Raw genomic sequence first — 25,875 nt, 5'->3', positions numbered from 1 at the left:
TACCATGAAGTTAGAAAATTCGAAACAAGTATCACTTAAATTAATATTACCTTTACTCGCTTCAATAATGGCATTATCACCGTTAGCGATTGATATGTATTTACCAGCCATGCCTATTTTGTCAGAGTATTTAAACACTGATATGCCAATGATACAAAATTCACTCAGTATTTATTTATTGGGATTTGCGTTGGGATTAATTATATTTGGCCCTATGGCTGATAATAGTTCACGTAGAAAAATGGTGTTATTTGGCGTAGGTGGCTTTTTAATTACGAGCTTACTATTACCTTTTGTGACTAATATAGAGCAGTTTTTGTCACTACGCTTTATACAAGCTTTTATTAGTAGTGCAGCAACCGTTGTAGTACCAGGTACCATTCGTGAATATTATCAAAAAGATACAGCAAAAGGTTTGTCGTATGTGTCAATGATTATGATGCTTGCTCCTATGATAGCACCGAGTATTGGTAGCCTTTTATTAGTGGTACACAGTTGGCAGTTAATTTTCTATGTTTTAGTTTTATATAGCGCAGTCGTTTTATTACTTGTTATGCGTTATTTACCTGATGTTGCACGAAGTGAAATGAAAAAAAACAATCAAGTAAACTTTTTGGGGCGTTACAAAATTGTGTTTTCAAATAATGAAGCTCGTCTAGATATTATCAGTTCAATGATGGTTTCGTTGGCTTTTTTTGCTTATATTACTGCTATTTCTTTTGTTTATATAACGGTTTATCAAGTCACAGAAGTTAGTTTTAGTATACTTTTTGCCATTAACGTTTTTGGGTTAATGACAGCGCATTTCATTAATACCCGTTTAGTTGTGCGAAAAGGTTCAAGGAAAATGTTGTGGTATGGCTTAATTCTGTCTGTTATTACGTCTGCCAGTTTGTTTTTGGTAAATTTAGCCTCAATGCCCTTAGTTTATACTGTATTGTCCATATTACCATTGATGGGGAGTATTTCAATGGTTGCCGTTAATGCTGATGCTTTAGTACTAACAAAATTTCCAGAACAATCAGGTACTGCGACAGCGGTTATTGGTACGTTACGTTTTGGTATTGGGGCACTAGCAGGCCCTATCATGGCCTATTTTTACGATGGTAGTGCACTGCCATTTGCAGGATTGATGTTTTTTTCTGTATTGTTGGTGTTACTATGTCAATTGATAAACTGGCTTAATGGGAAGGGGACTATGACCCCTAAGGAAACATAATGAAAAAAGTCGCTGTAATATTAAGTGGTTGTGGTGTTTATGACGGAAGTGAAATTCATGAATCGGTATTAACTTTGCTAGCTATTGAGCAAAATGGTGCCAGTTATCGTTGTTTCGCACCAAATATTGAGCAACACCATGTAATTAATCACTTAACAGGTGAGGCTAGTGAAGGTGAACATCGTAATGTTTTAGTTGAATCTGCTCGTATTGCTCGTGGTGATATAGAAGATTTAGCCGAACTTCAAGTAGAAGAATTTGACGCCTTGATTGTTCCCGGTGGTTTTGGTGCGGCAAAAAACTTATGTAATTTTGCTTTAGATAGCGATAATTATAATGTAAATGATCAAGTACTAACGGCTTGTCAGGGGTTTGCTAAAGCAGATAAACCTGCAGGTTATATGTGTATTGCACCTGCCATGTTGCCACTTATCTACGCAAAAGGTGTGCAAGGTACTATTGGTACAGATGCTGGTACAGCATCATTAATTGAAGCTAAAGGCTTGATACATCATAATTGTAATGTGGATGATATTGTCATTGACCATGCCCACAAATTAGTAACTACGCCAGCCTATATGCTTGCAACCTCGTTAAATGAAGCAGCCTTAGGTATTAATAAATTAGTTAAAAGTGTGTTGGCTTTAACCCAATGATCCTAAATTTTTTGAACAACGGCATTTTTTTTGTCGTTGTTTTCTTTTTAACCTTAACTCAGCCTAATGCCTATGCTAGCAATGATGTGTCGAATAGTTCTATGAAAAAAACTTCTGAATTTACATTTCACCTTTCTGAATTTGAAAGAAACGTTGCAGCAAAAATGGCACTCGATATTCGTTATTTTTGTTCAGAAAAATTAACTAACAAAACTGAAAAATGTTTACAACCCGTCACTAAACTACCAGTAGAATTAGCTAACATGATTACTAATACTGGCATTGGTAGTGTTGTACTTTTTGCTGAAAACTTGGCATCAACTAAACAAATTATTCAATTAACTCATGACCTACAAAAATCTGCTTTAGCGTCTGAATCAGGGCAAGCGTTAATTATTTCTATTGATCAAGAAGGTGGCAGGGTAGTACGTTTACCTCAAGCCACATCATTTTCAGGCAATATGGCCATAGGTGCTACTTACCATACAAAAGGAATACAGTTTGCAGTAGATACAAGCACCGTTATCGCAAAAGAATTAATCTTGCTAGGCATTAATAATAATTATGCTCCGGTGGTTGATGTAAATACCAATGCAGATAACCCTGTGATTAATACGCGTTCTTATGGTGAAGATCCACAGCGTGTTGCCGACCTAGGCGTTGCGGCTGTTAATGGTTTTCAACAACAAGGCGTTATGGCAACGTTAAAGCACTTTCCAGGGCATGGCGATACTCATATTGATAGTCATCTTGGTTTACCGTTAGTTGCACATGATTTAGCCACAATAGAGAAAAATGATTTAGTACCATTTCAAAGGGCTATCAAAGAAAGTTCGCCAGCAATGATCATGACGGCACATATTCAATATCCTGCTTTAGATGATTCGACAATTGAAAATAATAAAGGTGAAAAGATCCTTCGACCAGCAACTATGTCGCGAAAGATTTTAACGGATTTATTAAGACATAAAATGGGGTTTGATGGTTTGATTGTTACGGATGCACTCGATATGGCGGGTATTGCCCATTATTTTGATGAAGTAACGGCGGTTGCTGAAACATTTATTGCAGGTGCAGATATAGCTGTTATGCCTTTTAAAATAAGAACAAATGACGATATTGAAAAGTTTTATTTATTAATTAAAGCTGTTGCGGAAAAATTATCACAAAGTGTTGGTAAACATGGATTTTCAATAGAAGAAATTACGCAATCTAACGTGAGAATTAATCAATTTAAAGCAAAGTATATACGTTTGCCCACACGTTCTGTAGCAGAACAAATAGTGGTTGCCGAGAAAGAAATAGCACAGTCACAATATTTGAAACTTGAACAGGCCTTAGCTGATAGCTCGGTTGTACTATTAACTAATAAGTTAAATGAATTTCCCCTTGAAGCTGTAAATATTACCCGCATACACTTATTTGTTTTGAACTGGCAAGAGTTTGGTGCTTTGAAAAATGCCATTTTATTTCATTGGCAAAGATTGGGTTTATTAGCACCGAAAATTAGTGCAACAGTAGTGGCTGAAGCCGATGCGCAAATACAAATTCAGCAGGGAGAAAAATTAGCAAAAGCAGACTTACTTATTGCAACCGTAGACACTAAAATAGCGAGTGTGGTTGATATTGGCGGCGCAGAAGATATTTTAACACAAGTCTATTTATCAACTGAACAAGATAAAGTAAGTTATCAACAACTACTTAGCCTTCAACTTCAACAAGCGAAGCAAAGAAAAATACCCAGTGTTTTAGTGGCTAAAGGATCACCCTATTTACTAACGCCTTATAATGATATGACTGATGCAATACTGGTTACTTTTGATGATCGAATATATAAGAAAGAGGCTAAAATATCCTATAGTCCAGGTTATCAAACAAGTATTGCTATTGTATTTGGTCAGCAAAACCCACAAGGACAGCTACCCGTCAATTTACATAGAAAATAACCATAGTAAGTGTATGGTTTTACTGAGTTAACATTTTACAAAATGTACATTATTCTGATTATTTACTACACTAAATTTATATAAAGTTAGTTAAGAGTATTTCGCATTTCTTTTGATGTTGGTTAAAATAAATTAAGGAAAATGGCTTATGAATACTGTAAATAAGACGTTAATTCACGGAGGAATCACCACCGGCGTTTTAATACTAGATCATAACTTAACATTAATTGATGTTAATGAACCATATCTCATGATGACTGGTTGTAATAAGGATGAGATACTAGGCACTTCAATAGATAAAGTTGATGTTGATTTAGCTGAGAAAATTGCTGAAAATAAAGATGATACTGCATTTGGCTATTTTCATTCAGTTATAAAAAATAAAAGGGTGAAACAGCTTCCTGTTGAAGTTTGCTTTTTTTCTCAATATGTAGAAACTAAAAAACAAACATTATTGTTTATTAAAAAAGTAAGTTATGAAAATATAACTCAATATAACCTTTCAATTATTGAACAAATTTTTGACCACACTAATGAAGCTATTATTGTAACGGATAATCAAGGATATATACAAACGGTCAATAAAAGTTTCTCCAATATAACCGGCTATACACAAGCCGAAGTGGCAGGCAAAACTCCAGCCATACTTAATTCGGGTAAACAAAATAAGACTTTTTATCAACAGTTTTGGAAAAAACTAGTCACTCAAGGTTGTTGGCAAGGTGAGATTTGGAATAAACGAAAAAATGGTCAAATTTATCCTCAGTGGTCAAATATTAGTAGTATTAAAGATAACGTAGGGAATATCTCAAATTATATATGTCAGTTTTCTGATATAACTAATCGAAAAAAATCAGAAGAAGAACTACATTATCATACTTATCATGATGTTTTGACTAGTTTACCCAATAGACATTTATTATTTGAAAAGCTTGAATACTTAACTGAGCACCATAATGAAAAGCCAACCTATTTTTGTGTATTTTTTTGTGATTTAGATCGATTTAAATTCATTAATGATTCATTAGGGCATGAAGTGGGAGATGAATTATTAAAGAGTGTTGCACATAGGTTAAATGATAGGTTACGAGATAATGATATTGTAGCAAGAAGTGGTGTTGATGAATTTATTATTGTTATTGAAGGAAAAAAAATAACAAAAAATTTAGATAAGATTTCTAAACAAATACTGTCATTCTTTGCAACTCCTTTTAAAACAAAATTTGGTGCATTTAAAATAACGGCCAGTATTGGCGTCAGTCAATTTCCTACAGATTCAACTGATATTAAAGAACTCGTTACTTTTGCTGATGTAGCCATGTTGAAAGTAAAAGAGTCTGGAGGGAATCACTACTTGTTTTTTGATACCAAAGAAAAAGAGTTAATAAAGCGGCGATTAGAGCTTGATGGTGAAATTAATGAAGCCATTGAGAAGCAACAATTTGAAGTATGGTATCAGCCTCAGGTTAATGGTAAAACTCATGAGGTGTATGGTATTGAGTGTTTAATTCGTTGGAGACATCCTGAACAAGGAATTATTCCACCTAACTTGTTTATTCCTATTGCAGAAGCCAATGGCACAATTAAAGAATTGGGTTACTTTGTTTTAAAAAGTGCATGTAAGCAATTAAAAATATGGCGAGATAGTGAGGTATTTATTGGCACTATGGCGATAAATATCTCGTTAAAGCAGTTTGATCGAAATGACCTTTTCTCTCAGGTAGAACGTACATTAATAGAAGAAAATATTCCTGGCAATGCTATTGAACTTGAAGTAACCGAATCTATTTTTTCTGAAAATAATAATCATCATATTCCTGTTTTACGCGCATTAAGACAATTAGGTGTTAAAGTGGCTATTGATGATTTTGGTACGGGATATTCTTCTTTACAACGTTTGAAAAGGTTGCCAATTGATAATGTAAAAATTGATAAATGTTTTGTTGATAATATTGAGCATAACAAGCATGATGCTGCTATTGTTAAAGCAATAATACTGTTATCTAAAACATTTGATATTGAGTTAATTGCTGAAGGGATTGAAACACAAGAACAAGCTGATAAGCTATGCAAGTTAGGTTGTTATAACCAACAAGGTTACTTATATAGTAAACCGCTTAATGCAAAGAACTTTGAGCAATGGATTATTGGCTTTAAACAAAGAAACAGAAATGTAAACCTGCAGCAATAAAAGGAGGATTGTCCGTGAGCCCAGATAAGGTATTTAACCATACCGATGTAGTTATGGTTTACCAAGACCGAGAAGTTGTTGAACCCACCATAAAACAAATTATGGAGCTAGGGCTAGACTTTAAAGCATATAAACATAACCCTAAAATAATGCATGATATGGCAAAGATGGAACCTAATGTTTTGCTATTATCTTCAAACGATGTAAAAAACACAATACAGTATTATATCGATTATTTGGAAGAATATGAGCAAAATATTGCCCCGCATAGTGCCGTATTGCTGATTAATAATAGGGAAACACTTAATGCCTATTTAGCTTGTGAAAATGGGTTGTTTGATAATTACGTTATTATCAATCCCTTAAATGAGCCTTATCGACTAAAGCTTGTTCTGTTACAAGAATTACATATAATAGAAAGTCACAAAAATAATAGTTTAGATTTGTTAATATCCGAAGGCGAAGATCAACTTGCCTCATGCATTGAGCATGGTGTTGCACTTAAAAAATCTTTTATACATAAAGTAAATCAATGTGGAGAAAGCCTACTTTCGGTTACAAATCATTCTTTTGAAAATATAGCTGATATGGAGGCTAAAGAGGTTTTACAAAACTTAATTGGTCTTTCTATTGACGAAATGAATGATAATGTTTCAGCAGATATTCAAAATATTTTAGCGCAATTAAATCAATTAAAGCTAAATCATGACTCAATAAAAGAAACGGTTGAAAAACAAAATACGCAGAATAAAAAAACTGCGATTGGGGTTAATACTAAGTTATTAACTTCTGACGTAGAAGATGATACACAGTTTAAATCCTCTCGCTATAAAGTGTTAATTGCAGAGCCCTCAAATTTATTTACACGTGTCATTGAAGAGATATTTTCTGAAACTGTTTTTAAGTATTTGCTAGTGAATGATGGGAAGTCAGCATTGTCACAAATAACACAATTTAAGCCCGATGTTATATTACTTGCATACGATTTACCTAAAATTAATGGTCTTGAGGTTACCAAGATTATCCGCAGAGAGGGGAATAAAGTACCGGTCATTGCTTATGCCCATCTTCGTGATAAATACGTCCTTAGAGAATGGAGTCAACAGGGGTTGAGTAACTATTTAATTAAACCTTTGAAGAAAAGTGCTATTTTGGCTAATGTAAATCATGCGGTGAAAAATCCAGATGAAATAGTTACTTTTGATGAAAGCTCTATACAAACTGAAATTCATTGGGAGCCAGAATACTCTGTTGGAAATGTCGATATGGATAATCAACATAAAGAACTGTTTGAGAGCATCAATGAGTTTTTTCGACAAGACAATAAACAGTCTGCCATTATTTTGTTTGAAAGCTTATCATCTTATATTGATTTACATTTTGAGTCAGAAGAAAACTTGTTAAGACAAATTAACTATCCGCTAACTGATGAACATATTAAAGAACATGAAGAATTAAGACATAATTTTAATGCACTGAGAAAAAGGCTTGATCATTATGATGTTGATATACAGCATAAAATCGGTATGTTTCTTTATAATTGGATGGCAAATCATATTGTGAAATCTGATATGGAATATAAAGCTTATGCGCTTTCAATAGAAGAAGAAAGCTTTAGCCAATAAAGCTTTATCCAATAAAATAATGATGGTAATGTTGGGCAATATGCGAGAATAAAAAACCCATAAATAGTTATGGGTTTTGGGCTGCGTTTGATAAATAAGTGGTTATGAACGGTTTAATAATAAGTATCTTGTTTATTATGCACTTGTGGGTCTTCTATGATATCTTCAAATTCAACCTCAAAATTATTGTTGTTACAAGTATCTGCCATATAAATTTTGCGTGTTGAACCGTCAATCCAAGTAACAGTACCACTGCCTTTTCTACTTCCGCATTTCATACCGATGTGAATATCTTTGAATTCCATAGTTTCTCCTTATCATTTATTACCAATGATGCAAATACTTAGATTAAATAATAAACAAATAGTTCAATGTCTTTAAATTTAACATCAAAGAGGTAGAACTATTGTATGAAAATTAATTCAGCATTGCTGTTTTTTTATTCATAGAATGATTTAGTATAGAGATAAAATTGATATTTGCTAGTAACTATTAGGGTAAAAACTCAGTGCCAAGGGTGCAACCTCTGCTAGCCCCTGTTACTGCAGGCATATTGCTTAAGAACTTTTTGTCATAAGCGAATGCTAGCCAAGCAAAGGCAATTGCTTCTAACTGATCTGCATCTATATCTTTATGATTAGTAAGAAAAAGTTCGTACTTAGACGTTTGCTTTTTTAACTGTTGATTTAGTTGGTTTTTTAAATCTTTGTTATGAGTACCACCACCACATAGGTATACTTTAGCGGTGTTTTTACTACTCAATTGATGTTGTTTAATGGCATTAACTATCGTCACTGCAGTAAATGCAGTCAGCGTTGCTTGTACGTCTTTATTGCTTATTTGTGCATGCTTGGTTAAGTATTGTTGTAGCCAAGCTAAATGGAAATACTCTCTTCCTGTGCTTTTAGGGGGGGGAAGTTTGAAATAATTGTCTGATAATAATTCATGTAGTAATTCTTTGTTAATTACACCTGTAGCAGCCCATTCGCCATTTTTATCATATTTAAATTCACTGTCAGGGTTGTGTAATTGAAACCAATCATCCATTAATGCATTGCCAGGACCAGTATCATAGCCAAGTACTTTTGATGTGTTGCTTGCTGGTAAAAAAGTCAGGTTAGCAATTCCCCCTATGTTTACTACAAAAGCATCAGAAGAGTATTTATCAGAGGTACACGTTTGCAGGTTTTCACTATGCTTAGTTTCACGAAAAATAGTTTGATGAAATGCAGGAACTAATGGAGCACCTTGTCCACCTAATGCCATATCTTTACGTCGAAATTGGCCAATTACGCGGATATTCGTTAAGGTTGCTAACGTTTGACAGCAACTAATTTGTAAAGTAAAGGCATCAGTTTGTAGCGGTCTATGTCGAATGGTTTGCCCGTGATTACCTATAGCTATAATATCAGAATGTGTTAATTTTTGTTGTGCTAAAAAATTATTAATTGCTTGGGCGAAAAGTTTAGCCAATGCAACATCTAGGGTAAAAGCTCGATCAATTTCATTGTTATCAGGCGTATACAGAGACTTAATTTGCTCTGCTATTTCGTTACTATAAGGGTGATAATAGCTGGCGTGGTGTTTTAGCTTATGTTGACTATTAAAAGACACTAAAGCTAAATCGATACCATCGGCACTGGTACCTGACATTAATCCTATATAATATTTTAGCTCATGATTCATTTTAATTACCTGATTTTATTTAATCACTGTTGTGCGGTACGTTTTTTCCATCAGTAGACATAGACAGTATAGTATGTTTTGCATTATTTATTGCTTGCAAACGCTCTGCTGCAAGTGCGGTAAATTCGGCCTTATATTTTTTATTTATGGGTTTAGCGTCAGGTAATTTTACCGTTCTAGGATTGCGGTGCACACCATTAAGCAAAAACTCATAATGTAGGTGTGGACCAGCGGCTAGACCTGTTGAGCCAACATTACCAATGAGTTGACCTTGTTTGACGCGTTGACCCTTTTTAACTGCACGCTTTGAAAAGTGCAAATACTTAGTGACTATACCATTTCCGTGTTGAATAAATACATAATTGCCATTGTATTTATTATAGGTTGAGTGAGTTACCTTACCATTACCAGCAGCAACAACGGGTGTGCCTGTTTTAGCCGCATAATCAACACCTCTATGAGCCTTCCAGCGCTTTTGTACTGGGTGAAAACGCTTACGCTTAAAACTAGAACTGATGTATTTAAAATTAACAGGGGCGCGTAAAAAAGCTTTACGCATACTTTTACCATCAGGTGTATAGTATTCACTGTCAGTAAAACGTATCGCTTGGAAAGAATCATCTTGATTAATAAACTCTGCCGCTAAAATGTTACCGCTACCAATGTAGTCACCATCAACAAACTTTTCTTCGAAAATAATATGGAAACTATCACCAGCACGTATATCCAAGGCAAAATCAATATCCCAGCCAAAAATATTGGCGAGTTCTATAATTTGTCTGTCGGTTAATCCAGATTCAGAGCCAGCATTCCAAAAGTTAGTGCTGATTGTACCGTGGGCAAATTTTTCACGAATTTCAACATTTTTACTTTCTTTGTATGACTGATATGTGTCACCCACTAAATTGATGTAGAGCGTATCTACTTTTGATAATGGGTATTCTAGTGCTGTTATTCTTTTTTCGTCGTTTGTGGCAATCCGCAGTGTATCGCCGACATTCATTTTAAGGAGTAGTTTACTGTCTTTACCTTCAGCACTACTGATGGCATAAGTTTCTTGAGCACTAAAACCTAAACGTTTAAATATTCGTGCGAGTGAGTCACCATTGCGCACCGTGACACTTTGCCATGAAATGTTACTTTGCTGTGCTGAGTTTACTGTGGTCGTAATCTCAGTATCATCTGCGTTTTGGCTGTCGCTTGGTGAGGGTATGTCAATTTCAATGGGAATAGTTGAAGGGGTATCGGTTGTCTCTCCGGGCATTGCAACTTGATAACGCTTGCCAACTTCGAAACCTTGAGTGTTTGTATTTTTAACAGTTAGTTCTTGCCCTGTGGGCAATAAAACTAATATTAACGCCAGTGCGCTGATACCAATAATAAAAGCTCTATGTCGTTTGGGAAGTGTTTGGAAAGCTTTATATAGGCTTTGAATGATGCGGTGCACGTTTTTTAATTGACGCTGTATTATTTGTTTATTATTCACGGAGATATTTGTTTAATTAATATTGAAAAGGGGTAATAAGTACGAAAATACAATAACTACTGTTGTTATTTGTGAGCCACTATAGCAAAGTTTTTATCAATGTTTGTATAAAAACTTTGTAAAATAAAGTACACAATAGCATTTATACTTTTATGTAACCGCTAAAATGAGTAGAATTCAGTTATTGAAATAAATATCACTATGGAACTAAAAATGACCGATGTTAGTCAAGCGTTTGCTGAATTAAAACGTGGTGCGGAAGAAATATTACTAGAAGAAGAATTATTAGACAAATTAAAAACGGGTAAACCTTTAAAAATTAAGGCTGGTTTTGATCCTACAGCGCCAGATTTACATCTTGGTCATACTGTATTAATTAATAAGTTACGTCAATTTCAATTACAAGGTCATGAAATTATTTTCTTGATTGGTGATTTTACTGGCATGATTGGCGATCCAAGTGGTAAAAATGTGACACGTAAACCACTCACCAAAGAAGAAGTACTCGCCAACGCAGAAACTTATAAGGAGCAAGTATTTAAAATTTTAGATCCAGCTAAAACTATCGTAGCCTTTAACTCCACTTGGATGGAAAAGCTAGGTGCTGCTGGTATGTTAAAACTTGCTTCACGTCAAACGGTTGCTCGTATGATGGAACGTGATGACTTTAAAAAACGTTATGCCAGTGGTCAAGCTATTGCCATACACGAATTTATGTACCCGTTAGTACAAGGTTGGGATTCCGTCGCGCTTGAATCAGATGTTGAACTGGGTGGTACAGATCAAAAGTTTAACTTATTAATGGGGCGTGAATTACAAAAATCAGAGGGTCAACGCCCACAAACTGTGTTAATGATGCCTTTACTTGAAGGTTTAGACGGCGTACAAAAAATGTCTAAATCGTTAGGTAACTATATTGGTATAACTGATAGTCCGTCTGATATGTTTGGTAAGATCATGTCTATATCAGATGTATTGATGTGGCGCTATTATGAATTACTAAGCTTTAAACCCTTAGCTGAAATTGAAGCGTACAAAACAGACATTGAACAAGGAAAGAATCCGCGTGATGTAAAAATTGATTTAGCGAAAGAGTTAATTGCTCGCTTTCATGATGAAGCTGCAGCAACAGCTGCACACCAAGAGTTTATCAATCGTTTCCAAAAAGGGGCAATGCCTGATGAAATGCCAGAGCTTGAACTTGTTCCTGAAGGCGGAGAAATTGCCATTGCAAACTTACTGAAAGAGGCTGATTTAGTCGGTAGTACATCAGATGCTTATCGTATGATTAAACAAGGTGCGGCTAAACTTGATGGCGAAAAAATTACTGATAGAAACTTGGTAATTACTCGCGGTAGTAACGCGGTTTATCAAGTTGGTAAACGCAAGTTTGCGCGAGTAACGGTTAAATAATGGTTTAAATACTAATATAAATAGGTTACAAGATATGCCATACGTTAATATTTAGTAACCTATTTTATACTCATTTCATCATCATGTTGTTGTCTACACATCTGTCTAGAATTAGTGAACTAAAATTACTAATCTCTTAAAAGGACTAATAAAAGTTTTTCTTTAGTCTTATCAAACACCCTCTACAAATTTTTTGATCTAAATCATAACGATTATTTACTAATAAAGTAGACTGTGGCATATTGTCGCAGTGGTGCTTTATTACCATTTGCTGTTTTGTATTAAGAATAGGATGCTTGATGTTATTCAGTCCCGTTAAAAATATATTGAAAAAGATCTTTATTCTTTTAGGTCCAGTATTCTTTTTGTCTCTAGCTGTCATCTTTCCTGCGCAGGCATTATTTGTTAGCCCGCCTAAAGATCCAATGCCTTTAATTAAAGAAATTTTCCCCGAACAAACAAGAATTTCTGAAAAAATGGCTGCTAAGGAAGGTGAACCGTTAATTTGGACTGTTTTTGGTCAAGATCAAAACCAAAAAGAAGTTGTTTTGGGCTATGCTTTTGAAACCAATGATTTAGAGAAAATCCCCGCTTATTCTGGCGAGCCAGTCAACATGCTTGTGGCCATTAACACAAAAGGTGTTTATTTAGGAGCCAAAGTACTTGAACATCATGAACCTATTATTTTAGCGGGAATTCCTGAGTCTAAACTACACAAATTTGCAGAACAATATGATGGCTTAACAGTAAAAGATAGGCTAAAAGTTGGTGGAAACAAAACAGAAGGCGTTATTCACATTGACGGCTTGTCAGGTGCTACTGTTACCGTGATGGTGATGAATGTTGCTATTGTTAAATCAGCCATACAAGTGGCACGTTCTTTAGGCATTGTTAAAACTGGGCAAGAAGCTATTCAACCTATGGGTACTATATACCCTGATGTGTTTGAAAAGGCAGATTGGTTAACATTGCTTGGCAATGGTGCTATTCGCAAGCTGTATCTTAATAGAGAAACGGTTGATGAAGCTTTTGTTGGTACAGAAGCTGAGCATATAAATGAAGCCAGCCCAGAGCAAAAGAAAGAAATGTTTGCTGAAATTTACTTTGCACAAGTGGATATTCCTTCGATAGGACGAAATTTACTTGGTGACAGTGAATATGAATATTTAATGTCTACCCTAAAACCAGGTGAACATGCACTTATATTAATGGGACAAGGTTATTCATATAAAGGCTCTGGGTATGTTAGAGGCGGGATATTTGACCGTATTCAAGTTTTACAAAATGGTGATGCTTTTGCCTTTAGAGATTTAGATCATACCAGAATCACCGATCTTGCAATGGATAACTTGCCAGAATTTGAAGAAAAATCAATTTTTACCATTCGTGCTCATCATGATTTTAATCCTGCATCTGACTGGCAATTAGAATTATTAGTTCGTCGTCAAACAGGGCCTTTAGACAGTATTTTTACAAGTTTTAAAGCTGATTATCACACGCTAGATCAATATGTAGATCGTCCGCCATTGATTTTACCTGAGCCAGAGTTGTCGTTAACACAGCAAGTGTGGAAAGAGAAAAATACTGAAGTTGTTATTTTAATTATTTTATTGGGTATTGTAGTGATGAGTTTGTTCTTCCAAGACATACTCGTACGCCACCCAACTTTTATGCATAATTTCCGTCATTGCTTCCTAATTGTTACTGTAGTCTTTATTGGCTGGTCGTGGGGAGGACAATTATCAGTAGTGAATGTATTTACTTTCTTACAAGCCTTTATGTCAGACTTTTCTTGGGACCTCTTCCTGCTTGACCCGATTATCTTTATTTTATGGGGTGCTGCTGCTGTAACTATGATTCTATGGGGGCGTGCAGTTTATTGTGGATGGTTATGCCCATTTGGTGCGCTACAAGAGCTGATAAATATCTTTGCTCGTTATATCAAAATTCCCCAGTTTGAACTGCCTTGGGCTGTGCATGAGCGTTTATGGGCAATTAAATACTTAATTTTATTAGCATTGTTTGGTCTATCAATGGAGTCGCTAGCCCTGGCAGAACAATTTGCTGAGATTGAACCTTTTAAAACAACGTTTTTGCTGAAGTTTGATCGTGAATGGCCTTTTATTATATATGCTGTAGCTTTACTCGTTATCAATGTATTTAATCGTAAGTTCTTTTGTCGCTATTTATGCCCACTAGGCGCAGCGTTATCAACCAGTAACAGTATTCGTTTATTTAGTTGGTTACGTCGTCGTCCAGAATGTGGTCAGCCTTGTAAAACTTGTGCAAAAGAGTGTGAAATTCAAGCAATTAACCCTGATGGTGTAATCAATATGAGAGAGTGTCATTACTGTCTTGATTGTCAGGTAACGTATTTTAATGAAGAAAAGTGCCCACCACTGAAAAAGTTGGCGCGGAAAAAAGCAAAATATAAAGAAACAGAAATAAACGTAAAAGAAGTCGCATAAATTTTATTTATCAAAACAAATTAATATTAAAAGTAAGCACAACGGAGATAAGCAATGAGTAATGAAGAGAACAAAAATAATGACGTCGCATTAGATAATGCAGACCGCCGAAAATTTTTCGGAAAAACAGCACTCATTGGTGCTGGAGTTGTTGCTGCGCCAATGACAGCAGCTATGTTTGCTGCAACGGCTAAGGCACAAGCGAAAGAAGCTGCAATGAGCCCTGTTGTTCACCCAGGTGAACTAGATGAATACTATGGCTTCTGGTCTGGTGGTCATTCAGGCGAAGTACGTATTATGGGTATACCTTCAATGCGTGAGTTAATGCGTATTCCAATGTTTAATATCGATTCCGCCACAGGTTGGGGCTTAACGAATGAAAGTAAGCACATCAGAGGCGATGGTGATCACTTCTTAGCGGGTGACTCTCATCATCCTCATATGTCAATGACTGATGGTAGCTATAATGGTAAATATGTATTTATCAACGATAAGGCTAATAGTCGCGTAGGTCGTATTCGTTGCGACATCATGAAAACAGACAAAATATTAACTGTACCTAATGTACAGGCTGTACATGGTTTACGTGTCCAAAAAGCACCTTATACCAAATATGTTGTTTGTAATGGTGAATTTGAAATTCCAATGAATAACGATGGTAAAGCTGGTATGAAAGATGTTAGCACCTACCGTTCGTTATATAATGTGATTGATGCAGAAACCATGGAAATGGCTTTCCAAGTGATGGTAGACGGTAACTTAGATAACACTGACGCAGATTTTGATGGTAAATATTTTGCTTCAACTTGCTATAACGCAGAAATGGGAATGAACTTAGGTGAAATGATTTCATCAGAGCGTGATCATGTAGTGATCTTTAGTTTAGCCGCTTGTGAAGCTGCATTAAAAGCAGGTAAATTCAAAACATATAACGGTAATAATGTTCCAGTATTAGACGGTCGTAAAGGCTCTGATTTAACACGTTATATTCCTGTTCCTAAATCACCTCACGGTTTAAATACTTCACCAGAAGGTAAGTACTTCGTAGCAAATGGTAAATTATCACCTACAGTGAGCGTTATTTCTATTGCCAAATTAGATGACTTGTTTGCAAATAAAATTAAACCGCGTGATGCTATCGTCGCTGAACCAGAATTAGGTTTAGGGCCGCTTCACACGTCTTTTGACGGCCGTGGTGATGCTTACACTACGTTATTCTTAGATAGCCAAGTGGTTAAATGGAATATTGAAGATGCAATAAAAGCCTATAATGGTGAAAAGGTTAATTATGTTCGTCAAAAATTAGATGTTAACTATCAACCAGGCCATAACCATACATCGCAAGGTGAAACGAGAGATGCAGATGGTAAATGGTTAGTTGTATTATGTAAGTTCTCTAAAGATAGATTCTTAAATGTTGGCCCATTGAAACCAGAAAATGATCAGTTAATTGATATTTCTGGAGATGAAATGAAGCTTGTTCATGATGGACCTACTTTTGCTGAACCACATGATTGTATTATGGTTCACCGTAGTAAAGTTAAACCTAAAAAAATATGGACACGTGATGACCCGTTTTTTGCCCCTACAGTAGCAATGGCGAAAAAAGATGGTGTTGACTTGATGACTGACAATAAAGTTATTCGTGATAAGAAAGACCCTAAAAAAGTACGAGTATACATGACATCAGTTGCACCAACCTATGGTTTAGAATCATTTGATGTGAACCTAGGTGATGAAGTGACTGTTGTGGTAACTAACCTTGACCAAGTTGAAGATGTAACACATGGTTTCTGTATGACTAACCACGGTGTTCAAATGGAGATTAGCCCACAAGCAACATCGTCAATTACTTTCACTGCCGACAAACCAGGTGTTCAATGGTATTACTGTAACTGGTTCTGTCATGCTTTACACATGGAAATGCGCGGTCGTATGTTTGTTCATGCATAAAATTCAGTGCCATTGGAATTTTTAAATTAACTTAGCTTGATTTAGCATAGAAACATAAAGCAATGAGAATCTTTAAAGCTCAATATCGCAAGGTGTTGAGCTTTATTTTTATATTTTGAAAGTGTTTTTATCGTTATAATTAAGTAACTTTTTACTTAAGATCAACAGACATATAGTTTAAAATGTTATGCTGTTATTCTTTTAGAACTTAGTGATGAATTTCTCTTGTTACGTTTGAATAAAAAACACCCCCTAATATTGATTTTACTCGTTTTTTTGAGTGGCTTTAGCCAACTCATTTTTGCTGAGCAATTTTCAGTGTCTGTTACTGATGATCTACAAAAAGTGCTTAATGCAAGCCAAGATGGCGATACTGTGACATTAACTGCAGGTAAGTATATTGGTAATTTTGTTATTGAAAAGCAAATTACCCTGCGTGGTGAGAATGGCAGCATTATAGATGCGCAAGGAGAGGGACATGCACTTACTCTCAAGAACTCTTTTATTACAATAGATAATCTTAATATTATCAATTGGGGTCATGATCTTACCGAGCAAACATCAGGTATATATTCTAATGAAAAAGTTGGTGTCAGTTCAGACAAGAAAAAAGCGGAAGGAATAGTAATTAAAAATACTGTTTTGTCTGGCGATGGTTTTGGTATTTGGCTTAATAATATTACCAAAGCAAAAGTATTTAATAATAAAGTGCAAGGAAACTTAACACTTCGTTCTGCAGATAGAGGCAATGGTATCCAGTTATCTAACGTGACCCATAGTCATGTATTTAATAATGAAACCTATAAAACACGTGATGGTATTTATGTTATCTCTAGCCAGAATAATTTGATAGAAAATAATACCATGCATGATTTAAGGTATGGTATTCATTATATGTATTCCTATGATAATACAGTAAAAAATAATACAGCATACAATACTCGTGCGGGTTATGCCCTTATGAGTTCTCGGCGTTTAACCATTACAGGTAACAAAACAACAGACAGTGAAGACTACGGCTTTTTATTAAACTTTATTACAGAGTCTACTTTTAGTAATAACTATATTAAAAATGTATGGACCAAGTCTGAAAATAAAGTGTTAGGGCGTGATGGTAAAGGCTTATTTGTTTATAACTCAGGTTATAATACTGTTGAAAGTAATATTATCGACACAGCTGAAATTGGTATTCACCTAACTGCTGGCTCAGAAAATATTAAAATTTATGGTAACAACTTTATTAACAACCCAACACAAGTAAAATATGTTTCAAATAAAAAACAGGAATGGAGTAAAGATGGCCGAGGAAATTATTGGAGTAACTATCTTGGTTGGGACATGAATAACGACGGCATTGGCGATGCTATTTTTGAACCGAATGATGGTATTGATAAACTAGTTTGGCAATACCCAGAGATGAAAATGATTATGGATAGTCCTGCCATTTTGATCCTACGCTGGATACAAAAACAGTTTCCAGTATTAAAACCGCCAGGTGTGAAAGATAGCTTCCCGTTGATGGCTCCTTTTAACTCTATACACAATACGGAAGAAACACCAATCTTACAAATTAGCCACATAAAGACAATGTCTGTGCAGGAAGAAGAATTATGAATACCCCGTTAGTTTCCTTAATTGAGGCTGGAAAAACGTACGGTCAATTAGACGCTTTAAGCGCAATGACTATGTCGTTAAATGAAGGCGAAGTACTTGGTTTGTTTGGTCATAATGGTGCAGGTAAAACTACCATGATGAAGCTTATTTTAGGTGTTATTTCACCTAGTCGAGGCAAAGTGGAAGTGATGGGCATGGCTCCTGACTCAAAAGAAGCGTGGAACTGTCGTAGTAAAGTAGGTTATTTACCTGAGAATGTAAGTTTTTATGAACAATTAACAGGTTTAGAAGTACTTACTTACTTTGTTAAATTGAAGGGTTTTTCTAAAGCCGCAGGGAAGAAACTGGCTGTTGATTTATTGGAACAAGTAGGTATTACTCATGCGATGAATCGTCAAGTGAAAACGTATTCAAAAGGCATGCGTCAGCGCCTTGGTTTAGCACAGGCGTTTATTGGAGAACCCAAGTTATTATTACTTGATGAACCCACTGTGGGTCTTGACCCTATTGCCACACGAGACTTTTATAAAACTGTGGATCAACTCAAATCTAATGGTTCAAGCGTTATTTTGTGTTCTCATGTGTTGCCTGGTGTTGAGCAACATATTGATAGAGCAATGATTTTATCTACAGGTAAATTATTAGCGATGGGCACTTTAAGTGAACTACGTCAACAAGCAGCTTTACCTGTTGTGATTAAACCTCTTTCCTTCAAAAAAGGAGGCTTGAATGGCACAGTAACTCAAGACGCAATACTAAATAGTTTTATCACTGGTACTTGTCCTAATACATTGTTAGTGCCAGAAAATGAAAAACTTGCGGTCTTAAAACAATTACTTAGTTTGAATGATCTTGACGATATTCAGGTTGAATCTGCGAATTTAGAACAAGTTTACCAGCACTTTCTTTCAGCGCATGAACTTTCCGAACAACAGCTTTCTGGAAACAATAAGACTAACGGAGGGCAAGGTTAATGCATCAAATATTTACCGTAGCAAATAAAGAATTTCACGATGGACTCAGAAATCGTTGGTTGGTTTCCATAACACTTATTTTCGCGCTACTTTCTATAGGGCTAACTTATTTTGGTGCGGCTGCGTCAGGAGCTGTTGGTGTTGCATCTTTATCAACCACGGTTGCTAGTTTAGCTAGCCTAGCTGTTTTTTTGATCCCACTTATTGCGCTATTACTTAGCTATGATAGTTTTGTTGGAGAACAAGAAAGCGGTACATTATTATTGTTATTAACGTATCCCTTAAGTAAAAGCCAGTTGCTGTTAGGCAAATTTATTGGGCAGGGTGGAATTATCGCGCTTGCGACGTTATTAGGGTTTGGTGCATCGGCTGTTGTTTTATATATGCAAATTGGCGATACCGCTATTTTAAGCACGTTCGGTATTTTTATTATTAGTGCTATTTTATTGGGATTAAGCTTCACTGCTATCGCTTATTTAATTAGTTTGTCGGTAAGCGAAAAGTCAAAAGCAGCAGGGTTTGCATTAATTACTTGGTTCTTGTTTGCTTTGGCATTTGACCTTGCTTTACTCGCTTTACTTGTTGGAGTTGAAGAAGGGGTTACTCAACAAGGACTAACACAATTAATGATGTTAAACCCTGCAGACATTTTTCGACTTGTTAACTTTGCTGGATTAGACAGTAGTGATGTAAATGGCGCTTTATCAGTTGCTATTAATGCTAGCCTATCACAAATGCAGCTATTTTCTGCATTAGTCGCTTGGGTTGTTTTACCATTGACATTAGCTATTTTTATTTTTAAGAAAAAGAAACTTTAACTAAGGTTTAATACCAATTTGATTAAATTTCTTCCCAACTCAGAGCTTCATTAGCGAGCTTAGAACAAGGAAAATTGAGTAAACATAGTTATTCTATATTTCTTCAATTTTGTGATGTTATCAGTTTGCTAATGAGCTCCCAAAGGGCGAGTACCTAATAAAAAGTAAAGGCTTATATGCAGCGCTATTGATTTTGACAAGGGAATGACCATTCTCTTCAATCAATGCCTTGCCTACATGGATGTAGGTACTTAGGTTATGTTTGGAACGTATAACCTGTGCCTCTAAGCCTTTTAATTCTCGCTGAGTGAGAAAGAACTTAATCAACTTGGTATAATGCCATTGTATTTGGCTTACCGATAAACTACCAAAATTTATGAGAAAATTTACTATGAAACTAAACAAGTTATTGGCGATAATTGCCACGCTGACAATTACAGCTACTTCTGTTATATCTTGCTCTGATAATAGCGAGCAACAAAAAGTAATTCATCAGGCAGTTGCGATGGAATCAAGTGATGAATGTCATTTGTGTGGTATGTTAATTACCCGATTTGATGGGCCTAAAGGTGAGGTTTTTCGTAAAGAGCAGGGCGATCAAGTATACAAATTTTGTTCAACGCGAGATATGTTTAGCTATTATTTAGATCCAGAAAATCAACGTAATGTATCGCAAATGTTAGTACACGACATGAGTAAAATGCCGTGGGGCAGCGACAGTATAGATGATAAGTATTTTATTGATGCAAAAACAGCATGGTACGTTATGGGATCAGAAAAAACAGGGGCAATGGGAGCAACGTTAGCAAGTTTTAGTCAACAAGCAGATGCTCAAGCTTTTGCAAAAGAGTTTGGCGGTAAAGTCATTAGTTTTAAAGACATCAACCTCGATACTTTAATGTAGAAAGCCTGCTAGCTTAACTTAAGAAGTTTTCTTTGTGTTTTTTAAGTTGCTTCTTTATAGTTGCCAGAGAACTTGCTAGGCTAGAGCAAGTTCTTTATTTTCTAGCTTTTATTTAGCATGCTCAAAAACATTATTATTCCAACACTCTTTTTGATGCTTAGCGCTTGTTCAAGTATTAAAAAAGCAGGCGTTGTATACCAAGATAGTTTTGGTTTTTCCGCTGTAAAAAGCTATAGCCTCTATGATCGTAACTCACCATTTAGTGAAACACAAAGCTTGTTAGACACGCGTCGTAATGCCATTGAAATTGCGATTGAACGTACCATGGCGAGTAAAAAATTTAATTATCAATCACCCGATAAGGCCGATGTGATAGTATCCTATTATGTGTTTAATGGTAAATGGCATGAATATGCTAATTATAATAAAATGGTACGCTTTTGTACGCAATGTTTACGAGCGACTACGTGGAGAACTGAGCAGCAATACGTAGCCATTAGTCAGGGGAGTTTAGTGGTTGATTTAATCGATCCTAAACAAAATCGTTCTGTTTGGCGTAGTGTTCATCCGCTGGGTTTAAAAACAAAAGAAAACAGTGCTGACACTAATGATAGAATTAAACTGGCAGTTTCAACAATGTTGGCACAATACCCATCATAGTTAGAGCGCTATTTTTGCTAAAAACGTTATACTGGTTACTAAGTTTAAAAAACTATTTTTTAAAACTATTCAAGCGAATGCTCACTGTTTATAATGCTGCTATTCGTTAACATCAATTGTCTCAATGTCTGAAAAGTAGAATAAAATCATGAATTTCCCGAACGATGAAACAGGTCAAGTATTAGCAGAAATGCACCAAGCAGGCATAAATCTTAGTGTGACGCACCAAGTGGTTTTTTTTCATTTATTTGAAAAAGAAGCACAAGCACAAGCAATGGCCGATTTTATTAAAGACAATATGAAAGATGTCAGTGTTAGAGTACACCCTGATGAAACCCCTAATGTATGGGATGTAGATTGTACTATAACCATAGTGCCAAGTTATGAGGTTGTAAGTAAACAAGAAGCAGATTTTGAACAGTTAGCGACTAAATTCTCTGGTTACAATGATGGTTGGGGAATTGAAGCGTAAATCTCAATCTACTGCAATTAAAAAGCCTGGTAAAATGGGAGCTGAACAGTTTATTTATAGCAAAAAACTCAATTTAATTACCCTAAATAACACCTGCGTACCACAAAACTAATTTACAAAAATTTACATTTTCCCACATTTAACTAACAGATATGTTTTATTCCATAACCCATAATAAACACTTAGTTATTATATTTATTTTTAATATCAAATCTTTTTATAAGGAGTAATTCTATGAAGCTATTAAATTCAGCTTTGACCACTCTATTGTCTTTATCATTGATTAGTACGGCAGTATATTGTGAAGAAAGTAAACACACTGTAGGTTTAGTTGCGGGCATTGCTAGCGGTGAGTATAAAAACTCAAGTAAAGATGGTGATGGATTTATTCAATCTTACCTTTTTTATAACTATCAAGTGATTGATAATTTTTCAGTGGAAATTGGCTACAATGGCGCAACCGAATATGACAGTTGGGATTGCAAAGAAGATCATAATGATAATTGGACTTGCAGTTGGAGTGATAATAATAAAATTTTCAATATGGATGTAGATGACTTTGAGCTTGACGGTTTGGTTGCTGCTATAAAGGGAAATATCGTTATATCAAAACGTAATAGTTTGTATGGAAAAATTGGCGCCCAGTATTATGATTTTGAATTTACTGGTAATGATCATTATATTGAAGGCGATAGTGGTACGGGTTTGTTTTTAGAGGCTGGTTGGCAATATGTATGGGACTTAGGCATAGGCATGAATGTAGGAGTGCGATACCAAGATATGGGAGATTTAACCTTAACCTCATCGAATGTTGGTATTAGTTATTCTTTTTAACCTCAAAAATCAGTCTAGAGGGCTAGGGGAAGGTATCTTTATCTGTTTTATCAATGATATCAAACGCAGGTAATGATACTCGCCAATAAATTGCCGCTAACCTTAATAATAAAGCTCCCAAAATTGCAACAATGGTTGCTTCATTGTCTGACCAACCAAGTAAGTTAAATGTCACAAATAGACTACCACCAAGCATGGCTGCTAATGCATAGATCTCTTTGCTTAAGATCATTGGAATTACATTGCATAAAACATCGCGAATCATACCGCCTGCAACACCTGTAATAGTGCCCATAACAATAGCAACAGGGTAAGGAGCGCCAAGTGCAATTGACTTTTGAGTACCTAAAACGGCAAAAAGAGCCAGCCCTAAAGCATCCGCAATAAGTAAAAACCGTTTTGGAATTCGCTTAGGTTGACGAATAAAAATAATAGTAATGAGTGCGGTGGCTAATATAACGTAAAGATAATAGGGTTTAACAACCCAAAAAACAGGGGTTTGTAGAATAGTGTCACGAATAGTTCCCCCTCCAACGGCAGTTACGCATGCTAGTACAACAACACCAAAGGGATCGAGTTTATATCTGCCAGCCATTAATGCACCTGACAGAGCAAATACGATAATACCAAAAATATCTAAGTAGTAAATAAGCTCTGTCATGTGGTTATTGGTGCGTTATCTGTAAGTATAAACAAATATTAAGGTTGTTGAGTTACAACGGGTAATTTTGCTTCAAGCCAACCATTCATATCACCCGTTAAGTGCTTTAGATTAGTAAAACCATTGGCACTTAATATTTCTTCAGCGAAAGCTGCGCGACGACCTGAACGACAATATACAACCACATTGCTATTTTTGTATTGAGCTAGTTGTGAAAGGTTTTCTTCAATAGTGTTATGGCTAATATTAATGGCGCCAGCAATATGGCCTTCGTTGTACTCGGCTGGTGAGCGTACATCGAGTAGTACAATGCTATTACTCGGTGCTTTAACCGCCGACAAAAATGCTTGTTGCGATATTTCAGGTATTTCGCTCGCAAGTACAGCAGAGATAAAAAGGCTGGATGCTAAGGTGATGCTTTTTAAAATACTAAATGGAGTAACTTTAGACATAGTGTGTATTCCTAGGAGTGATTTGTTTGTGTTATGTTTGTTAAATTTAACTGCGTCTATGTATTAACAGCAATAAATTCTATTGCGGCAGCAAGCAAGATCATAAAAAATAAACTGATATAAATAATACCATGAATTTTTTTATGTGCACGTATAATGTCTGTGGCTTGTGGTTGTCTTGCTAAGTCGTTGAAGCTAGTTTTTCTTAATTTTTCTTTAGGATGTTGTTGATCATCATATAATGCAACCCCACCAAGTTTTACTGCCAAATTGAGTGCTAATAATATTAATGCAATATTATTATTAAGTTTGAAAAAGTACGGGTGACTCAAGCGCCAATAAAGAGTGGCGTTTTTCCCTATACTTGTTAATAACAATATTAATGAAAATACTCTGACAGGTAGCCATTGAATAAGGTTTACTAGGCGTTTACTGTAAAATCCAAAGTTGTGATACTTTATTAGCTTACTGTTCCAACAGTAATGCATTTCTAGTAGTAATCGAAAACAAATTGCACTTAATGAGCCAAATAGCATAAAAATAAATGCCACGGTGTAACCTTGTTGTAAGGTACGTAATAACTGCATTTCAATGTTTGCCTTACTTAAGCCGACTGCAGACAAAGATTCTGTTTCTCTTAGCATCCAAGGTTTAAGCGTTTGTTTGGCTAAATAATTTTGTTTAGTTGTTAATGCTTGCGTAATAATATTACTTGCTTGTGTAATACCAAATGTACCTAAGGCAACATAAAGTAATATTGCTTGCCATAAAAAATTAACCTCAACTAAAATGTCAAACATCCACAGTATAATGGAAATAGGTAATAGTGTGATGACAATAGCAACTAAACCAGCAATTGATTGTTGTTTTGGACTATTCTGAGATTTATTAACTTTATCGCTGAGTTTTTGACAATAAAATTGAAAAAACCGTAAAGGTTCATGAAAAATAAAATGACTAATAATCGCTTTGATTAATATTACTATCAGTAATATGAGGAGTTGGTTGCTAAAAGTAGAAAGCGCTGTAAAGTCAGTCATTTTGTATTTCTATCATCAATAGATTATTTAAGTATTTGGCCTTTAAGTGCATCAAGCATATTAACAACTAATTGTGATGAATTAATAGAGGCAGTTTCTAAGTATTCATCGAAAGAGGCCGGAGACTCTTTTCCTGCAATATCAGACAGTGAACGAATGATAACAAAAGGTTTCTTAAATTGATGACAAGTTTGAGCAATTGCGGCACCTTCCATTTCTACAGCTGCCATTGTTGGAAAATTGGCGCGCGCTTTGGCAATATCATCGTCTTTCGTCATAAAAGTGTCACCCGTGGTGATTAAGCCGACTATGGTTTGAATATCATCAAGTTGTTCAATACCCTTTTGAGCTGCTGTAATTAAAGTTTTGTCAGAAACGTAGGCGGCAGGATTAGCGGGTAATTGACCTATTTCATAACCAAAGGCGGTTACATCAACATCGTGATAGCGTACCTCGGAACTTACTACAATATCGCCAACTTTTAATGAAGTGTCAAAGCCACCAGCAGAGCCAGTGTTCACAATGTAGTCAGGATTAAATTTATCAATAAGAATTGCGGTAGCGAGTGCTGCCGCTACTTTACCAATACCTGATTGTACAATAACCACATCATTGTTATTTATCTGTCCTTGATGAAACGTATAACCTGCGTGGTTACTGGTTTCACAATGTGTTAATTTTGCTTTTAAAATAGCAACTTCTGGCTCCATTGCTCCAATAATACCTGCTTTCATGATTTTCTCTTTAACGTCATAATTGACCAAAGAGTATAACTTGGCTAGTAAAAAAAAGTTAGTCAATAT

General features: G+C 35.5%; 22 protein-coding genes. 15 read left to right on the top strand and 7 right to left on the bottom strand.

Features of this window, described 5'->3' with window-relative positions:
• The first annotated feature begins 4 nt into the window (after positions 1-4).
• From ACE1OF_RS06860 to ACE1OF_RS06840, 5 genes are all read left to right on the top strand, one after another.
• The gene (locus ACE1OF_RS06860; RefSeq protein ID WP_448893522.1) at positions 5-1,219 is read left to right on the top strand and encodes a multidrug effflux MFS transporter; all 1,215 of its coding nucleotides are present in this window, start codon (positions 5-7) and stop codon (positions 1,217-1,219) included.
• On the top strand, positions 1,219-1,875 hold the full coding sequence (gene elbB / locus ACE1OF_RS06855; protein ID WP_448893520.1) for an isoprenoid biosynthesis glyoxalase ElbB: 657 nt from the start codon (positions 1,219-1,221) through the stop codon (positions 1,873-1,875). The genes ACE1OF_RS06860 and elbB overlap by 1 nt, the downstream gene beginning before the upstream one ends.
• Positions 1,872-3,821: a glycoside hydrolase family 3 N-terminal domain-containing protein gene (locus ACE1OF_RS06850; protein WP_448893519.1), complete on the top strand. Its 1,950-nt coding sequence runs from the start codon at positions 1,872-1,874 to the stop codon at positions 3,819-3,821. Before elbB ends, ACE1OF_RS06850 begins: the two co-directional genes overlap by 4 nt.
• 148 nt (positions 3,822-3,969) lie before the next feature.
• Positions 3,970-6,012 carry an EAL domain-containing protein gene (locus ACE1OF_RS06845; RefSeq protein WP_448893518.1) on the top strand — a complete coding sequence of 681 codons (2,043 nt, stop codon included), beginning with the start codon at positions 3,970-3,972 and terminating at the stop codon, positions 6,010-6,012.
• A gap of 14 nt (positions 6,013-6,026) precedes the next feature.
• A complete protein-coding gene (locus tag ACE1OF_RS06840; RefSeq protein ID WP_448893517.1) occupies positions 6,027-7,637 on the top strand; it encodes a bacteriohemerythrin in 1,611 nt (536 codons plus the stop codon).
• Positions 7,638-7,750: 113 nt separating this feature from the next.
• On the opposite strand, the gene ACE1OF_RS06835 is transcribed toward ACE1OF_RS06840, so the two are convergent.
• From ACE1OF_RS06835 to ACE1OF_RS06825, 3 genes are all read right to left on the bottom strand, one after another.
• Positions 7,751-7,942, bottom strand: coding sequence for a hypothetical protein (locus ACE1OF_RS06835; protein WP_448893516.1), 192 nt, complete (start codon positions 7,940-7,942; stop codon positions 7,751-7,753).
• Positions 7,943-8,129: 187 nt separating this feature from the next.
• Positions 8,130-9,323: an anhydro-N-acetylmuramic acid kinase gene (locus ACE1OF_RS06830; RefSeq protein WP_448893515.1), complete on the bottom strand. Its 1,194-nt coding sequence runs from the start codon at positions 9,321-9,323 to the stop codon at positions 8,130-8,132.
• Positions 9,324-9,342: 19 nt separating this feature from the next.
• Positions 9,343-10,809 carry an OapA family protein gene (locus tag ACE1OF_RS06825; protein WP_448893514.1) on the bottom strand — a complete coding sequence of 489 codons (1,467 nt, stop codon included), beginning with the start codon at positions 10,807-10,809 and terminating at the stop codon, positions 9,343-9,345.
• A gap of 213 nt (positions 10,810-11,022) precedes the next feature.
• Between ACE1OF_RS06825 and tyrS the strand changes: the two genes are divergently transcribed.
• The 10 genes from tyrS (at position 11,023) to ACE1OF_RS06775 (ending at position 22,919) form a co-directional block, all read left to right on the top strand.
• Positions 11,023-12,222 carry a tyrosine--tRNA ligase gene (tyrS, locus tag ACE1OF_RS06820; RefSeq protein WP_448893513.1) on the top strand — a complete coding sequence of 400 codons (1,200 nt, stop codon included), beginning with the start codon at positions 11,023-11,025 and terminating at the stop codon, positions 12,220-12,222.
• Between the two features lie 299 nt (positions 12,223-12,521).
• The gene (gene nosR / locus ACE1OF_RS06815; protein ID WP_448893512.1) at positions 12,522-14,690 is read left to right on the top strand and encodes a transcriptional regulator NosR; all 2,169 of its coding nucleotides are present in this window, start codon (positions 12,522-12,524) and stop codon (positions 14,688-14,690) included.
• A 54-nt stretch (positions 14,691-14,744) separates the two neighbouring features.
• Positions 14,745-16,643 (top strand): TAT-dependent nitrous-oxide reductase, encoded by a 1,899-nt coding sequence (gene nosZ / locus ACE1OF_RS06810; RefSeq protein ID WP_448893511.1) that lies wholly within the window; start codon positions 14,745-14,747, stop codon positions 16,641-16,643.
• 225 nt (positions 16,644-16,868) lie between these two features.
• Positions 16,869-18,257, top strand: coding sequence for a nitrous oxide reductase family maturation protein NosD (locus tag ACE1OF_RS06805; protein ID WP_448893510.1), 1,389 nt, complete (start codon positions 16,869-16,871; stop codon positions 18,255-18,257).
• Positions 18,254-19,231, top strand: a complete 978-nt coding sequence (locus ACE1OF_RS06800; RefSeq protein ID WP_448893509.1) for an ABC transporter ATP-binding protein — start codon at positions 18,254-18,256, stop codon at positions 19,229-19,231. The genes ACE1OF_RS06805 and ACE1OF_RS06800 overlap by 4 nt, the downstream gene beginning before the upstream one ends.
• The gene (locus tag ACE1OF_RS06795) at positions 19,231-20,049 is read left to right on the top strand and encodes an ABC transporter permease (RefSeq protein ID WP_448893508.1); all 819 of its coding nucleotides are present in this window, start codon (positions 19,231-19,233) and stop codon (positions 20,047-20,049) included. The genes ACE1OF_RS06800 and ACE1OF_RS06795 overlap by 1 nt, the downstream gene beginning before the upstream one ends.
• Positions 20,050-20,440: 391 nt before the next feature.
• Positions 20,441-20,953: a nitrous oxide reductase accessory protein NosL gene (locus ACE1OF_RS06790; RefSeq protein WP_448893507.1), complete on the top strand. Its 513-nt coding sequence runs from the start codon at positions 20,441-20,443 to the stop codon at positions 20,951-20,953.
• Positions 20,954-21,070: 117 nt separating this feature from the next.
• Entirely contained in the window at positions 21,071-21,613 is a 543-nt protein-coding gene (locus ACE1OF_RS06785; protein WP_448893506.1) for a DUF4136 domain-containing protein, read from the top strand.
• A 148-nt stretch (positions 21,614-21,761) separates the two neighbouring features.
• A complete protein-coding gene (locus ACE1OF_RS06780) occupies positions 21,762-22,085 on the top strand; it encodes a ribonuclease E inhibitor RraB (RefSeq protein ID WP_448893505.1) in 324 nt (107 codons plus the stop codon).
• Positions 22,086-22,319: 234 nt separating this feature from the next.
• A complete protein-coding gene (locus ACE1OF_RS06775) occupies positions 22,320-22,919 on the top strand; it encodes an outer membrane beta-barrel protein (protein WP_448893503.1) in 600 nt (199 codons plus the stop codon).
• 22 nt (positions 22,920-22,941) lie between these two features.
• Here the strand turns inward: ACE1OF_RS06775 and ACE1OF_RS06770 are convergent, their stop codons facing one another.
• From ACE1OF_RS06770 to mtnN, 4 genes are read right to left on the bottom strand one after another with little or no spacing between them, the layout of a single operon-like run.
• Entirely contained in the window at positions 22,942-23,580 is a 639-nt protein-coding gene (locus ACE1OF_RS06770) for a trimeric intracellular cation channel family protein (RefSeq protein WP_448893502.1), read from the bottom strand.
• 38 nt (positions 23,581-23,618) lie between these two features.
• The gene (locus ACE1OF_RS06765; protein ID WP_448893500.1) at positions 23,619-24,032 is read right to left on the bottom strand and encodes a rhodanese-like domain-containing protein; all 414 of its coding nucleotides are present in this window, start codon (positions 24,030-24,032) and stop codon (positions 23,619-23,621) included.
• A gap of 56 nt (positions 24,033-24,088) precedes the next feature.
• Complete coding sequence (locus tag ACE1OF_RS06760; protein WP_448893499.1) at positions 24,089-25,072, bottom strand: cobalamin biosynthesis protein CobD/CbiB; 984 nt, start codon at positions 25,070-25,072, stop codon at positions 24,089-24,091.
• 23 nt (positions 25,073-25,095) lie between these two features.
• The gene (mtnN, locus tag ACE1OF_RS06755; RefSeq protein ID WP_448893498.1) at positions 25,096-25,806 is read right to left on the bottom strand and encodes a 5'-methylthioadenosine/S-adenosylhomocysteine nucleosidase; all 711 of its coding nucleotides are present in this window, start codon (positions 25,804-25,806) and stop codon (positions 25,096-25,098) included.
• Positions 25,807-25,875 lie beyond the last annotated feature (69 nt).

Source organism: Colwellia sp. E150_009 (assembly GCF_053543955.1).
The sequence above is the reverse complement of the archived record's forward strand: the minus strand, read 5'-3'. Positions and strand labels throughout refer to the sequence as shown.

Excerpts from the sequence above, each read along its gene's own strand:
- ACE1OF_RS06800 (WP_448893509.1), top strand. The coding sequence starts at position 18,254 with ATGAATACCCCGTTAGTTTCCTTAATTGAGGCTGGAAAAACGTACGGT.
- ACE1OF_RS06780 (WP_448893505.1), top strand. The coding sequence starts at position 21,762 with ATGAATTTCCCGAACGATGAAACAGGTCAAGTATTAGCAGAAATGCAC.
- mtnN (WP_448893498.1), bottom strand. The coding sequence starts at position 25,806 with ATGAAAGCAGGTATTATTGGAGCAATGGAGCCAGAAGTTGCTATTTTA.
- ACE1OF_RS06770 (WP_448893502.1), bottom strand. The coding sequence starts at position 23,580 with ATGACAGAGCTTATTTACTACTTAGATATTTTTGGTATTATCGTATTT.
- tyrS (WP_448893513.1), top strand. The coding sequence starts at position 11,023 with ATGACCGATGTTAGTCAAGCGTTTGCTGAATTAAAACGTGGTGCGGAA.
- nosZ (WP_448893511.1), top strand. The coding sequence starts at position 14,745 with ATGAGTAATGAAGAGAACAAAAATAATGACGTCGCATTAGATAATGCA.
- ACE1OF_RS06845 (WP_448893518.1), top strand. The coding sequence starts at position 3,970 with ATGAATACTGTAAATAAGACGTTAATTCACGGAGGAATCACCACCGGC.
- ACE1OF_RS06760 (WP_448893499.1), bottom strand. The coding sequence starts at position 25,072 with ATGACTGACTTTACAGCGCTTTCTACTTTTAGCAACCAACTCCTCATA.
- ACE1OF_RS06830 (WP_448893515.1), bottom strand. The coding sequence starts at position 9,323 with ATGAATCATGAGCTAAAATATTATATAGGATTAATGTCAGGTACCAGT.
- ACE1OF_RS06860 (WP_448893522.1), top strand. The coding sequence starts at position 5 with ATGAAGTTAGAAAATTCGAAACAAGTATCACTTAAATTAATATTACCT.
- ACE1OF_RS06785 (WP_448893506.1), top strand. The coding sequence starts at position 21,071 with ATGCTCAAAAACATTATTATTCCAACACTCTTTTTGATGCTTAGCGCT.
- ACE1OF_RS06835 (WP_448893516.1), bottom strand. The coding sequence starts at position 7,942 with ATGGAATTCAAAGATATTCACATCGGTATGAAATGCGGAAGTAGAAAA.
- nosR (WP_448893512.1), top strand. The coding sequence starts at position 12,522 with ATGTTATTCAGTCCCGTTAAAAATATATTGAAAAAGATCTTTATTCTT.
- ACE1OF_RS06850 (WP_448893519.1), top strand. The coding sequence starts at position 1,872 with ATGATCCTAAATTTTTTGAACAACGGCATTTTTTTTGTCGTTGTTTTC.
- ACE1OF_RS06795 (WP_448893508.1), top strand. The coding sequence starts at position 19,231 with ATGCATCAAATATTTACCGTAGCAAATAAAGAATTTCACGATGGACTC.
- ACE1OF_RS06765 (WP_448893500.1), bottom strand. The coding sequence starts at position 24,032 with ATGTCTAAAGTTACTCCATTTAGTATTTTAAAAAGCATCACCTTAGCA.
- ACE1OF_RS06775 (WP_448893503.1), top strand. The coding sequence starts at position 22,320 with ATGAAGCTATTAAATTCAGCTTTGACCACTCTATTGTCTTTATCATTG.
- elbB (WP_448893520.1), top strand. The coding sequence starts at position 1,219 with ATGAAAAAAGTCGCTGTAATATTAAGTGGTTGTGGTGTTTATGACGGA.
- ACE1OF_RS06790 (WP_448893507.1), top strand. The coding sequence starts at position 20,441 with ATGAAACTAAACAAGTTATTGGCGATAATTGCCACGCTGACAATTACA.